This window comes from Pseudomonas sp. B21-019, assembly GCF_024749225.1.
Lineage (GTDB): Bacteria > Pseudomonadota > Gammaproteobacteria > Pseudomonadales > Pseudomonadaceae > Aquipseudomonas.
In genome coordinates this window covers 4,777,646-4,790,484 of record NZ_CP087193.1, presented here as the reverse complement: position 1 = coordinate 4,790,484, position 12,839 = coordinate 4,777,646, and the positions used below count along the sequence as shown (strand labels likewise).

The 12,839-nt window shown below is 58.3% G+C and carries 14 protein-coding genes; 9 read left to right on the top strand and 5 right to left on the bottom strand.

Annotated features, from left to right (window positions below; translation table 11 throughout):
* Positions 1-8 precede the first annotated feature (8 nt).
* Positions 9-551 (top strand): DUF2937 family protein, encoded by a 543-nt coding sequence (locus tag LOY36_RS21255; protein WP_018926754.1) that lies wholly within the window; start codon positions 9-11, stop codon positions 549-551.
* Between the two features lie 91 nt (positions 552-642).
* Here LOY36_RS21255 and LOY36_RS21250 read toward each other — a convergent pair whose 3' ends face one another.
* A complete protein-coding gene (locus LOY36_RS21250; RefSeq protein ID WP_019648010.1) occupies positions 643-1,557 on the bottom strand; it encodes a LysR family transcriptional regulator in 915 nt (304 codons plus the stop codon).
* 160 nt (positions 1,558-1,717) lie between these two features.
* On the opposite strand from LOY36_RS21250, the gene LOY36_RS21245 reads away from it, so the two are divergent.
* The 4 genes from LOY36_RS21245 (at position 1,718) to LOY36_RS21230 (ending at position 5,453) form a co-directional block, all read left to right on the top strand.
* Positions 1,718-3,004 carry an MFS transporter gene (locus tag LOY36_RS21245; protein WP_258670764.1) on the top strand — a complete coding sequence of 429 codons (1,287 nt, stop codon included), beginning with the start codon at positions 1,718-1,720 and terminating at the stop codon, positions 3,002-3,004.
* Between the two features lie 78 nt (positions 3,005-3,082).
* A complete protein-coding gene (locus tag LOY36_RS21240) occupies positions 3,083-3,835 on the top strand; it encodes a 5-oxoprolinase subunit PxpA (protein ID WP_258670761.1) in 753 nt (250 codons plus the stop codon).
* Positions 3,832-4,536, top strand: coding sequence for a 5-oxoprolinase subunit PxpB (pxpB, locus tag LOY36_RS21235; protein WP_258670759.1), 705 nt, complete (start codon positions 3,832-3,834; stop codon positions 4,534-4,536). The genes LOY36_RS21240 and pxpB overlap by 4 nt, the downstream gene beginning before the upstream one ends.
* Positions 4,533-5,453 (top strand): biotin-dependent carboxyltransferase family protein, encoded by a 921-nt coding sequence (locus LOY36_RS21230; protein ID WP_258670756.1) that lies wholly within the window; start codon positions 4,533-4,535, stop codon positions 5,451-5,453. The genes pxpB and LOY36_RS21230 overlap by 4 nt, the downstream gene beginning before the upstream one ends.
* Positions 5,454-5,568: 115 nt before the next feature.
* Here the strand turns inward: LOY36_RS21230 and LOY36_RS21225 are convergent, their stop codons facing one another.
* Together LOY36_RS21225 and LOY36_RS21220 are read right to left on the bottom strand one after the other, a co-directional pair.
* Positions 5,569-6,747, bottom strand: a complete 1,179-nt coding sequence (locus LOY36_RS21225; protein WP_030132618.1) for a VWA domain-containing protein — start codon at positions 6,745-6,747, stop codon at positions 5,569-5,571.
* 21 nt (positions 6,748-6,768) lie between these two features.
* Entirely contained in the window at positions 6,769-7,614 is an 846-nt protein-coding gene (locus LOY36_RS21220) for a MoxR family ATPase (protein ID WP_019580803.1), read from the bottom strand.
* A gap of 203 nt (positions 7,615-7,817) precedes the next feature.
* On the opposite strand from LOY36_RS21220, the gene LOY36_RS21215 reads away from it, so the two are divergent.
* Both LOY36_RS21215 and LOY36_RS21210 read left to right on the top strand, forming a co-directional pair.
* Positions 7,818-8,048, top strand: coding sequence for a DUF4160 domain-containing protein (locus LOY36_RS21215; protein WP_258670752.1), 231 nt, complete (start codon positions 7,818-7,820; stop codon positions 8,046-8,048).
* A complete protein-coding gene (locus LOY36_RS21210; protein WP_258670750.1) occupies positions 8,036-8,539 on the top strand; it encodes a DUF2442 domain-containing protein in 504 nt (167 codons plus the stop codon). The genes LOY36_RS21215 and LOY36_RS21210 overlap by 13 nt, the downstream gene beginning before the upstream one ends.
* Here the strand turns inward: LOY36_RS21210 and LOY36_RS21205 are convergent.
* Positions 8,536-9,612, bottom strand: a complete 1,077-nt coding sequence (locus tag LOY36_RS21205; protein WP_258670748.1) for a DUF748 domain-containing protein — start codon at positions 9,610-9,612, stop codon at positions 8,536-8,538. The genes LOY36_RS21210 and LOY36_RS21205 overlap by 4 nt on opposite strands.
* Positions 9,613-9,738: 126 nt before the next feature.
* On the opposite strand from LOY36_RS21205, the gene cysK reads away from it, so the two are divergent.
* Together cysK and LOY36_RS21195 are read left to right on the top strand one after the other, a co-directional pair.
* A complete protein-coding gene (gene cysK, locus LOY36_RS21200; RefSeq protein WP_007934098.1) occupies positions 9,739-10,713 on the top strand; it encodes a cysteine synthase A in 975 nt (324 codons plus the stop codon).
* Positions 10,714-10,924: 211 nt separating this feature from the next.
* Positions 10,925-11,863, top strand: a complete 939-nt coding sequence (locus tag LOY36_RS21195; protein WP_258670745.1) for an aspartyl/asparaginyl beta-hydroxylase domain-containing protein — start codon at positions 10,925-10,927, stop codon at positions 11,861-11,863.
* Between the two features lie 266 nt (positions 11,864-12,129).
* Here LOY36_RS21195 and LOY36_RS21190 read toward each other — a convergent pair whose 3' ends face one another.
* Positions 12,130-12,669, bottom strand: a complete 540-nt coding sequence (locus tag LOY36_RS21190) for a hypothetical protein (protein ID WP_258670743.1) — start codon at positions 12,667-12,669, stop codon at positions 12,130-12,132.
* Positions 12,670-12,839 lie beyond the last annotated feature (170 nt).

The window sequence follows — 12,839 nt, the reverse complement described above, 5'->3', positions numbered from 1 at the left end:
CCCCCCCCATGTTGCTCAGTTATCTACGGCTGGTGTTGTTCGCGGCAGGCCTGTTGATCGGTGTCCAGGTGCCTGGTTTCATCAGTGACTATGCCAAGCGGGTCGAGGCGCATCTGATCGAGGCGCAAAGCGGTTTGAGCGGTTTTCAGGGCACTGCCAATCAGTTTTTCAAGGGCGATATGCAGGCGCTGGTGGCCCATTACCGTGCCAGCGAAGACCCGATCTTTCGCAGTGATGCCGACAGCCTGAGCGCTTTGCTCACCCGTCAACTGGCCCTCGACAAGCAATTCCAGGCCATGCAGGGCCCGTGGTACATCCGCTTCCTGCAAGTGGTGCTGGCGGCCGACCCGGACATTCGCAAGGAAACCTGGAATGGCTACAGCTACCAGATTCTGCTGACGCCGGAAGCGATGATCTGGGGCATGAGCGGCGCGTTGCTGCTGTCGTTCGGCATTGAATGCCTGTTCCGACTGATCGACTGGGTGGTGCTGGGCGGCAAACGCCTGCGCCAGAGCCGACCGATCGAAGAGCGGGATTTGCGCGGGTTGTAAGAAAAAGATCAAAAGATTGCAGCCTTCGGTAGTGCCCACAGGCGCGTAGGAGCTGCCGAAGGCTGCGATCTTTTGATTTTGATATTGATCATCAACGACTCAAAACAATGTAATCCTCACCCATCTGCCGCGCATACCGCTCCAGCACCTGCTGGCACAGTGCAACAATCTCCTCGACCCACTCCACGCCAACCCGCCATGACACCACCACCTGCAAATTCGGCGGCCGTTGATCGATGGCCAGCAAGGTCAACTCTCCTCGGGCCAGTTCCTCGGCCACCAGCACCGGTGGCAGGGCGCCTATACCGAAGCCGTCCCGCAGTAAACGGGTAATCGCCGACACTGAGTTCACGCAGTTCAGTCGTGGCGCCATGACCCCGTTGGCTTGCATCAGGCTCACGATGTCCTGGTGCGGACGGGAGTTTTTCGAATAGGTAATGATCCGCTCCCGCGCCAGGTCGGCGACACCTGAATACTCACGGTTGTAGATGGAATTGCTGGCCACGATCCAGCCCATCGGATGACTGGCCAGCTCCAGGCTGCGCACGCTTTCCTGGCGTAACAGGTCGGTTTGCAGAATCAGATCGAGAAAGCCTTTTTGCAGCTGATCGCAGAGGTTGAGCGCGGTATCGGCCACCAGCTCGATTTCCACCAGCGGGTAGTGATCCATCATCTGTGCCACCAACGGGCTGAGCCAAGTGTGGATCACCGTGTCCATGACACCGATCCGCACCCGTCCGGCCTTGCTCGAACGCGTCTCGATCGCCTGCTTGAGCGCCTGCATCGTGTCCATCATCTGCTCGGCATACTCGAGCACTTTCAGGCCTTCGGGGGTCAGGCTCACACCGCGGGAGTCGCGCAGAAACAGCTTCACCCCGAGCTCGCTCTCGAGCACGGCGATGCGGCTGGAAATCGACGCCTGGGTGGTGAAGAGCTTGTCTGCCGTCAGGCGAAAACTCTTGAGTCGGGCGACCCAGACAAACGTCTCGAGAAACTTCAGGTTCATGGGGGCAGCTCGTGGATAAAGTTTTTCTTATGTCTAGGGCGGGGTTTTATTAGTTGGACGCAGCGGGGCCAACCGCCCAAAAATCAGGCCATCCGGTTCCCACGATAGGCGTCGTCGGGGCTCAGAACAATACCAATAAAATATGCACGGAGATTTTGCCATGAGTGCGCCCGACACCCTCGATATCCCCAAGTCCACGGCTCGCCCGGGACCTTTTGACTGGTACCGCAACATCAACAAACAGGAGCGTCGCACGTTCTGGAGCTGCAAGATCGGCTATGGCCTGGATGGCATGGACACCCAGATGCTCAGCTTCGTCGTGCCGACCCTGATTGCCATGTGGGGCATCACCACCGGCCAGGCCGGGCTGATCCACACCAGCACCCTGATCGCCTCGGCCATCGGTGGTTGGGTGGCGGGGATTCTCTCCGACCGCATCGGTCGGGTGCGCACTCTGCAACTGACGGTGCTGTGGTTTGCGTTCTTCACTTTCCTCTGCGGCTTCGCGCAGAACTACGAGCAACTGCTGATTGCGCGCACCTTGATGGGCTTTGGTTTTGGCGGTGAGTGGACGGCCGGCGCAGTGCTGATCGGTGAGGTGATTCGCGCCAAGGACCGTGGCAAAGCCGTCGGCATGGTGCAGTCGGGTTGGGCATTGGGTTGGGGGCTGACAGCCATTCTGTATGCGCTGCTGTTCTCGGTGTTGCCGCCGGAAGACGCCTGGCGTGCGCTGTTCATCCTTGGCATCGTGCCGGCGATTTTCGTGATCTTCGTCCGTCGCCTGGTCAAGGATCCGGAGATTTACCGCGAAGCCAAAGCCAGGCAAGAGCCAAGCAACCCGGCGAAGTTTTACGAGATTTTCGCCCCTGGCATCCTCTTCACCACGATTCGCGCATCGATACTGACCACCGGCGCACTCGGCGGTTACTACGCGATCACCTCCTGGCTGCCGACGTTTCTGAAGAACGAGCGGGGCTTGAGCGTACTCGGCACGGGCGGTTATCTGGCGATGGTGATCATCGGGTCTTACGTCGGTTATGTAATCAGCGCGTATCTGACTGACATCCTTGGTCGTAAAAAGAACTTCATTCTGTTTGCCGTCGGCTCGTTCACCATTGTTTTGCTGTACACCCAATTGCCGGTCAGCAACGGCGTGATGCTCTGGCTGGGCTTCCCCTTGGGCTTCTTCGCTTCGGGGATTTTCAGTGGCATGGGGTCGTTTCTGACCGAGTTGTTTCCAACGCGGATTCGCGGCTCGGGCCAGGGTTTTTGCTACAACATCGGTCGGGCACTGGCGGCGTTGTTTCCGCTGCTGATCGGCTTGCTCAGTCAGAAGGTGCCGTTGAGCGTGGGAATCGGGGCTTTCGCGGCGGTGTCCTACGGGGTGGTGATCCTGGCGGCGCTCAGCTTGCCGGAAACCCGTGGTAAACAACTCGACGCCGAATAACCGAATGTCCGGTAACTGATAATCTGAGGGGCAGATGCCCTTCAGCTAAAAAGATAAAAGCCTACAGGAGTGTTCACCGTGAACCGCCTGCTATTGAACTGCGACATCGGCGAGAGTTTCGGCAACTGGACCATGGGTCTGGACGCCGAGGTCATGCCCTTCATCGACTGCGCCAACATCGCCTGCGGCTTTCATGCCGGCGACCCGAGCATCATGCGCAAGACCGTCAGCCTGGCCCTGAGCAACGGCGTGCAGATCGGCGCGCATCCGGCCTATCAGGATCTGGTCGGTTTCGGCCGCCGCTCCATGGTGTATACCGCCCAGGAACTGCAGGACCTGTTGCACTACCAGATCGGTGCCCTCGACGGCATTTGCCGGGCTCAGGGCGGGCGGGTGAGTTACGTCAAACCCCACGGCGCGATGTACAACGACATGATGGCCAACCCGGCGCAATTGCGTGCGGTGATCCAGGCCGTGGCGGCCTATGACCGGACACTGCCGCTGATGCTGATGGCCACTCGCGACAACAGCGCCGCCCAGCAGTTGGGCGACGAATACGGCGTGACCCTGTGGTTTGAAGCCTTCGCCGATCGCGCTTACGACAGCGCCGGAATGCTGGTCTCGCGGCAACTACCGGGGGCCGTGCATCACGATCCCGAGAAAATCATTGAGCAGGCGCTGATCATTGCCCGCGGTGACAACCTCACGGCCAGCGATGGCAGCGCCTTGCACTTGCAGGCCAATACCTTGTGCGTACACGGCGACAACGCCAGTTCGGTGGCCGCTGTGCAACGCATTCGCGAGGCCTTGAATCAGCAGAGCGCATCATGAAACCACGGGTGGAAGTGGTGGCGCTCGATTGCCTGATGGTGCGCCTGTTCGATGAAATTGCCGAGGCCAACATGCCGTGGATGCTGGCTGCCAGTGAGCGTTTGCGAGAAGCATTCGCCAGCCATTTGATCGATCTGGTGCCGTCCTACACGACGCTGATGGTGCATTACGATCTGATGGCATTGACCCCGGCCCAGGCCCGGGAGTTGATCGCTCAAGCCCTGATCGATCTGACGCCCAACGCTCGGGCCAAGGGGAAATGCCATGTGCTGCCGGTCTGGTATGACTTGAGCGTTGGGCCGGAGTTGAACCTGTTGTCCCAGCGTAGCGGCTTGGCGGTGAATGAAGTGATCCGCCGTCACAGCGAACACGAGTATCAGGTGTTCGCGTTGGGCTTTGCGCCGGGGTTCGCGTTCATGGGGTTGGTGGAAGAAGTGTTGGCCGCACCGCGTCTGAGTACCCCGCGCAAAAAAGTCGCCGCCGGCAGTGTCGGCATCGCCGAACGCCAGACGGCGGCTTATCCGGTAGTGTCCCCCGGCGGCTGGAACCTGATCGGTCGCACCCCGGCCAAATTGTTCGACCGTGAACGCGACGGCTACAGCTTGATGCAACCGGGCGACACGGTGCGCTTCGAGGCGGTCAGTCATGCCGAGTTCATCAACCTGGGCGGTGACGACACGCCGTTGGAGACCTTGGCATGAGCCGACTGACGATTGAAGCAAGTACACCGCTTTGCCTGTTGCAGGACGCCGGGCGATTTGGTGTGCGGCATCTGGGCGTGACCCAGGGCGGCGGGCTGGATTGGCGGTCGATGTCGTGGGCCAACTGGTTGCTGGGCAATGGGCTGGATGCATCGGTGATCGAAATCACCCTCGGCGGGTTCAGTGTGGTGGCCGAGGACGATTGCTTGCTGGCATTGGCGGGTGCCGATCTTGGGGCGCAGATTGATGGCCAGCCCCTGGCGCCGTGGCGCAGTTTCAAACTGGGCAAAGGTCAACGATTGCAATTCACGCAACCGTTGCTTGGCGCTCGGGCGTACCTCGCGGCACCAGGCGGGTTTGATGCGCCGAAGGTGCTGGGCAGCACTGCGACTGTGGTGCGTGAGGAACTCGGCGGCCTCGACGGCATGGGCCGGGCGTTGGCCAAGGGATCGTCGTTGAAGTACTCCACCGAGGCGCCGCTGCTGGTACGGGAACTGCCTCGCGAGCACGTTCCGGATTTCAACCTCGATACGCCGCTGGACCTGGTGCTTGGTGCGCAAATCGGTGAATTCAGCGGGCAGAGTCTGTTTGACACATTCAACAGCGTCTGGACCCTCGACAGTCGCGCCGATCGCATGGGCATTCGTCTGTTGGGAACGGCTTTGCAGTATCAGGGCAAGCCGATGATTTCCGAAGGCATCCCGCTGGGGGCGGTCCAGGTGCCGCCGGATGGGCAGCCGATTGTGCTGCTCAATGACCGGCAGACCATTGGCGGTTATCCACGGTTGGGAGCATTGACACCGTTGGCATTGGCGCGATTGGCGCAGTGTTTGCCGGGGGCGAAGGTGCGGTTGAAACCGGTGGTGCAGGATGTCGCGCATCGCGAACAAGTCGAGTATTTGCGCCGGTTTATTTGAGGATCAAAAGATCGCAGCCTGCGGCAGCTCCTACAGAGTTGTGTCCGCCCGATGTTTCACGGGTGTACGCAAATCTCCTGTAGGAGCTGCCGCAGGCTGCGATCTTTTTAGGCGGTTATTTGGAAAGAAACCGCATCCCTTCCTCCAACCCCCGCAACGTCAGCGGATACATCTGATCATCGATCAAGTCCCGCACGATGTTGGTCGACGAGGTGTAGCCCCAGGTGTCTTTCGGGTACGGGTTGATCCAGATGAGCTTCTTGTATTTTTCCTTGAAGCGCTGCATCCACACGTAACCGGCTTCTTCGTTCCAGTGCTCGACGCTGCCGCCGGCCTGGGTGATTTCATAGGGCGCCATGGCGGCGTCGCCGATGAAGATCACTTTGTAGTCGGCGCCGTACTTGTGCAGCAAGTCCTGGGTGGCGGTGCGCTCGGAGGTGCGGCGCATGTTGTTCTTCCACACCGATTCATAAATGAAGTTGTGGAAGTAGAAGTACTCCAGATGCTTGAACTCGGTCTTGCAGGCCGAGAACAACTCTTCGCATATCTTCACGTGGGCATCCATCGAGCCGCCGATGTCGAACAGCAGCAGCAACTTGACGGTGTTGCGCCGCTCCGGACGCATCTGGATGTTCAACAACCCGGCATCGCGCGCGGTGTGGTCGATGGTGCCGTCGATGTCCAGTTCTTCCGCCGCGCCCTGACGGGCGAATTTACGCAAGCGACGCAGGGCGACCTTGATGTTGCGCGTGCCCAGCTCCACCGAATCGTCGAGGTTCTTGTACTCGCGCTGATCCCAGACTTTCACCGCTTTGCCCTGGCGCTTACCGGCATCGCCGACCCGAATGCCTTCCGGGTTGAAACCGCCGGAACCGAACGGGCTGGTGCCGCCGGTGCCGATCCATTTGTTGCCGCCGGCATGGCGTTCTTTCTGTTCTTCCAGGCGTTTCTTGAACTCTTCGATCAGCTTGTCCAGGCCGCCGAGGGACTGGATCGCGGCCCGCTCTTCGTCAGTCAGGGAACGTTCGAATTCCTTGCGCAGCCAGTCTTCGGGGATCAACGCCTGAAGGTGATCGTCGAGCTTTTCCAGACCGTTGAAGTAGGCACCGAACGCCCGGTCGAACTTGTCGAAATGCTTTTCGTCCTTCACTAGAATCGCCCGGGACAGGTAATAAAACTCGTCCATGTCGGCGAAGGTCACGCGCTGCTTCAGCGCGTTGATCAGGTCCAGCAGCTCACGCACCGAGACCGGCACCTTGGCTGCGCGCATTTCGTTGAACAGATTGAGCAGCATGGCGATCGCCCTTATTGGTACTTAGCGAGTGCCGCGACGGCTCATGAACGCCAGACGCTCAAGCAATTGCACGTCCTGTTCGTTCTTCACCAGGGCGCCTGCCAGCGGCGGAATGGCCTTGGTCGGATCGCGTTCGCGCAGCACCGCTTCGCCGATGTTGTCGGCCATCAACAGTTTCAGCCAGTCCACCAGTTCGGAGGTCGAGGGCTTTTTCTTCAGGCCCGGCACTTTGCGCACGTCGAAGAACACATCCAGCGCTTCGCTGACCAGGTCTTTCTTGATGTCCGGGTAGTGCACGTCGACGATCTTTTGCAGCGTCACGCGATCGGGGAACGCGATGTAATGGAAGAAGCAGCGGCGCAGGAAAGCGTCCGGCAGCTCTTTCTCGTTGTTGGAGGTAATGATGATGATCGGACGCTTCTTGGCCTTGATGGTCTCGTCGATCTCGTAAACGTAGAACTCCATCTTGTCGAGTTCTTGCAGCAAGTCGTTGGGGAACTCGATGTCGGCCTTGTCGATTTCGTCGATCAGCAGAATCACCCGCTCTTCGGACTCGAAAGCCTCCCAGAGCTTGCCCTTTTTCAGGTAGTTGCGGACGTCGTGAACCTTGTCCACGCCCAGTTGCGAGTCCCGCAGGCGGCTGACCGCGTCGTACTCGTACAGGCCTTGATGCGCTTTGGTGGTGGACTTGATGTGCCAGGTGATCAACTTGGCGCCGAAGGACTCGGCCAGTTGCTCGGCGAGCATGGTCTTGCCGGTGCCTGGCTCGCCCTTGACCAGCAGTGGCCGCTCCAGGGTGATGGCGGCGTTGACCGCCAGCTTCAGGTCATCGGTGGCGACGTAGGCCTGGGTGCCTTCGAACTTCATCTGCTAATCCTCGAACGGTAACGCCGACCTGAACGAGGCAGGGCGGGGCGCAATAAATTGTCAGGCTCGACTATAACGCGCAGGTCGGTCGACTGTGAACGCAGACGGCTTATTCAGTCTCTGAATGGGGCGTCACATCTTGACTCAGTCTCGGCTGCTGGCCAGTATTGAGATATCGCCATTTTGGCGATAGCTTGCGGGGCATGTCTACTAAATATCGATTTCGCGATACGTACCGCATTCAATTGCGCGAGAAGGATCATCCGCCACCCCATGTCCACCTGACCGGTGGCGGGTTGGACGTGATGCTTAGCCTCGAAACTGTCGAAGTGATGAGGGGCAAGGCGCCGCCGCTGATTATCAAGGAAGCGCTGGAGTGGGTCAGAACTCATCAGGTGCAATTGTTGGAGGATTGGAAACGATGTTACCCATGAAACGACCACGGCTGTCGGCCGTGCTGGCGTTGCCGGATCACCGTCTGGCGCTGACTTTTATCGATGGCCAGCAACTGAGCCTCGATTTAAGTCGCGACCTGCGCTCATACCCGGGGTTGCAGCCATTGCTGGAGAGCGGTGCTTTTGAAGGCGCAACCCTGGGTGACGATGGCTGGAGCGTGGAGTGGCCCGAGCTGGATATCCAGATCGGCGCGGACACGCTGTACCTGGATGCGCTCGCGCAGAATGCAACGGATGAAAACACTCGTATTTTTATCGATTGGCGTGCTCGCACCGGGTTGCCGCTGAATCAGGCGGCCGAGGCGCTGGGAGTCAGTGCCCGCAGTATTAGTCGCTACAGCAGCGGTCGTGAAGCAGTGCCTCGGTCGCTGGCGTTGGCTTGTCTGGGTTGGGACTTTTTGCAGCAGCAATCGAACCCGGCGCGGGCGGCGGAAGAAACCGGTCGTTACACCGTTACACGAAAATCTTAGCCAGAATCCGGCTTGGATCGTTCGTACTGGGCATTGAATGCTTCAATGAAACCATTACGTAAAATCTGCAAAAAAGCCTCGAACGCGCTGATATCTCGCTGATGCACGTTGCCCTTGAGCTCGACGCGAGTGGCGAACTGGTTTTTCTGCTGGTTCTTCAGCACGTTCTCGGTGCCGCCGACGAGCGCTTCCCAGATGGAACGGAAAATCCCTTTGTCTTTGTTTTCCACGTCCTGTTGCCAATTGAATACATCGACGTCGTGCAACAGCGGTTTGATGTAGCCGGTGAGTTGACCCTTTTTGGCCTCGGCTTCGATGACCAGGTCACCATGGCCGGCATTGAAGTCGAACTTGCCGTAGGCCGCGGCGAAGTCGTTCATGCGTTTGAGTTCGAGGTCCTTGACGCGCAGGCGGAATTGGAAGTTTTGGAAGTCGCTCAATGGATCAAAAGTTGCCGTGGTTTCCAGCGGCGCATCCCCGAGCAACAGGGCCTTGCCGTCGAAACGTGCGTCGCGTTTGCCTTTTTTGTCGACCACGTTGGTCAGGTTGTAAATGGTGGCATTGACCTGGGTGGCATTCATATTGACAGGCGGTTTTGAATTGAAGTTACGAAAGGTGATCCGGCCATCGTTGATCCGCACTTCGTTCAGGGTGATCGGCAGCAATTTCTCCAATTGTGCTCGCCAATCGGTGCCTTCACCGGTCTGGGAGTTTTTCTTGTTGGCGCCACCATCGACGAAGTTCACTTCGGGTTTGTCGAACTCGGCCTCGCCCACCACGGCATGGTCGTACCAGAGCGAATGCCAACTGACGGAGAGGTCGATCAATGGCGCGTTAACGAAAGGCACCGGGACCTTGCCCTCGACCTTGACGACTTTCAGCCCATTGATTTTGTAGGCACCGCGCCACAGGGCCAGGTCCACGTCGGTAATCTGCCCGCGATAATCACCCATATTCGCCAATCGGTCGTTCAGGTAATCACGCACGATGTAGGGCAGGGCGATGTGCACGGCAACCAGCAGCATGAGGAGGCCCGCGAGGGTCACCAGGGGCCAACTGTATCGACGCTTCATGGCGGCAAATCTCTGGCGGTGTAAAGCGGTTGACTGCTGTGGCAGCCGGACGTTCGACTGACTGGACGACCACGAGCAACAGGCATACCTTGGTGGGCTAATTCAACGCGGTATAAGGACCCAGCCATGAGCCGTATCTATGCTGACAACGCCCACTCCATCGGCAATACGCCGCTGGTGCAGATCAACCGTATCGCCCCGCGCGGTGTCACCATTCTGGCCAAGATCGAAGGACGCAACCCCGGTTATTCGGTCAAGTGCCGAATCGGCGCGAACATGATCTGGGACGCTGAAAGCAGCGGTAAACTCAAGCCCGGCATGACTATCATCGAACCGACCTCGGGCAATACCGGTATCGGCCTGGCATTCGTTGCCGCCGCCCGTGGTTATCGGCTGATGTTGACCATGCCCGCGTCCATGAGTATCGAGCGACGCAAGGTGCTCAAGGCCCTTGGCGCCGAACTGGTATTGACGGAGCCGGCCAAAGGCATGAAAGGCGCGATCGAGAAGGCCGCCGAAATCCTCGCCAGTGACCCATCCACCTACTTCATGCCGGGGCAGTTCGAAAACCCGGCCAACCCGGCCATTCACGAAAAAACCACCGGGCCGGAAATCTGGAACGATACCGACGGTGCAGTCGACGTGCTGGTAGCGGGCGTCGGGACGGGTGGAACCATTACCGGGGTTTCGCGGTATATCAAGAATACCCAGGGCAAACCGATTCTCTCGGTGGCGGTGGAGCCGGTGGTGTCGCCGGTTATCACCCAGGCGATCGCCGGGGAAGAGATCAAACCGAGCCCCCACAAGATCCAGGGCATCGGCGCTGGTTTTGTGCCGAAGAACCTGGACCTGTCGATGGTCGATCGGGTGGAATTGGTCAGCGACGACGAATCCAAGGCGATGGCCCTGCGCCTGATGCAAGAAGAAGGGATTTTGAGCGGCATCTCTTGCGGCGCCGCCATGGCGGTGGCCGTACGCCTGGCCGAAACCCCGGAAATGCAGGGCAAGACCATCGTGGTGATCCTGCCCGACTCCGGCGAACGCTACCTGTCGAGCATGCTGTTCAGCGATTTGTTTACCGAGCAGGAAAATCAGCAATAACGTTTTATGACTGCTTTGCAGCCGAACGGGGGTTGATTCAGGTCAGCCCCCGTTCAGGAACCTTATGTTAAGAAGTGCTTTATTGCACAATCCTTAACACTGAATGTTGAGTTATGCGGGTTTTTCCCGAGGCCGGTAGTGTTTATCATGGCCGACTGCCACGTCGGGTAAATGACGTTGTGCGGAGTTTCCTATTCTCAAGGAGTCGTAGATGAGCTTTTCCTTTGTCGCGAAGGCGTCGGTGTTGCTGCTGTTCCTCGGCAGCACGCTCTATGTGCATTTGCGTGGCAAGGCGCGTTTGCCGGTCTTGCGTCAGTTCGTCAATCACTCGGCCCTGTTCGCGCCCTATAACGCCTTGATGTACCTGTTCTCCGGTGTGCCGTCCAAGCCCTATCTGGACCGCAGCAAGTTTCCGGAACTCGACGTGCTCAGGGACAACTGGGAAGTTATCCGCGACGAAGCCATGCACCTGTTCGACGAGGGCTACATTCGCGCCGCCGAGAAGAACAACGATGCCGGTTTCGGTTCGTTCTTCAAGAAGGGCTGGAAGCGTTTCTACCTCAAGTGGTACGACAAACCGTTGCCGTCGGCCGAAGCCTTGTGCCCGAAAACCGTGGCCTTGGTCAGCGGCATCCCGAATGTCAAAGGTGCCATGTTCGCGCTGCTTCCCGGTGGCAGTCACCTCAATCCGCATCGTGACCCGTTCGCCGGTTCCCTGCGTTATCACCTGGGGTTGTCGACGCCGAACTCCGACGATTGCCGCATCTTCGTCGACGGTCAGGTCTACGCCTGGCGTGATGGCGAAGACGTGATGTTCGATGAAACCTACGTGCATTGGGTCAAGAACGAAACCGAGCAAACCCGCGTCATCCTGTTCTGCGACATCGAACGCCCCTTGAGCAACCGCCTGATGACCCGCATCAACCGCTGGATCAGCGGCTGGCTGGGGCGCGCTACAGCGCCACAGAACCTTGACGATGAACGCGTTGGCGGGATCAACCAGGCCTATGCCTGGAGCAAGAGCTTCAGCGACAAATTCAGCGGTGTGGTCAAGCAGTGGAAGCGCCGCAACCCCAAGGCCTATCGCGTGCTGCGACCGGTGCTGGCGGTGGTGGTGTTGACGTTGTTGGGGTACTGGTTGTTTGGTTGAGGCTGACCATGGAATGAAAAAACCGCTCCTGGGGAGCGGTTTTTTATGAGGACAAGCTGAGAGATGCCCCGGCGAGAACACCGACAGGCTCTTCAACTATGGGGTTAGCCAGCGCCTCTTTGATACGACGCAAATGACTTTCGGGTAGCTCCATGGAAGGACGTTTCCGACTTGTCTTGATTGATTGTCTGTCTGAAGCATTGCTTTCAACGAGAGCTTTCATTGAACCTCCAGCGTTGATCGTTAAATGAACAATTGGTCCGATACTAGTCGCACTCTACGAGCATCACAAGCCGACCCTCTACGTTGAATTCGAAACCAAGTTTTTGGTATATCGCGATAGCACCTTCTAAGGGCTCCTGAATTTCGATCTGTTTGCTGCCAATGATTCGCGCATAGTGGGTAACTGCGGTCAATGTCAGCGTTGCAATCCGGCTCTTCAGGGGATGATCTTTATCTGGTTTACCTTCCAGTCGCACGATTTTTACCCTCAACCGGCTCTGGTTTGGATTCGCAAAGCAAAGCCCACATAACTCAAGGTCAAACCAGATCGCCAGGTCGAAACCCATCGGCTCTCTGGTCTTCCATCCAACGACTTCACTCCATGAAAAATGTGGATCGTTCCAGTGATCGTATGCATCCAGTGCCTGCGCGCTAATCGCTTCGAAGCGAACCCTGGATAAATCCACGTCGATTGGTCCTGCCTGACCCAACTCATGGTGCAGCCGAGCGATGGTAGCGGTGGCAAGCTTTCTAGCCCTTGACCGATACAACTGATACCGAAGATGAGTCCGTTCCCTTGGCATTTGATCTCTTGCATTCCATGACCCCCATAGCGGGCGATTCCATTTCTCCCAGAGTAAGCAGCACTTCCCTGGCTGTCGTTACTGGCCATTTGGTCAAGTCATTGCAATCCATGTCACGCGCTGGTTATAGTCGGCGCTCGGTGGTTTTCTGAGCCACCGTTCCACCCATC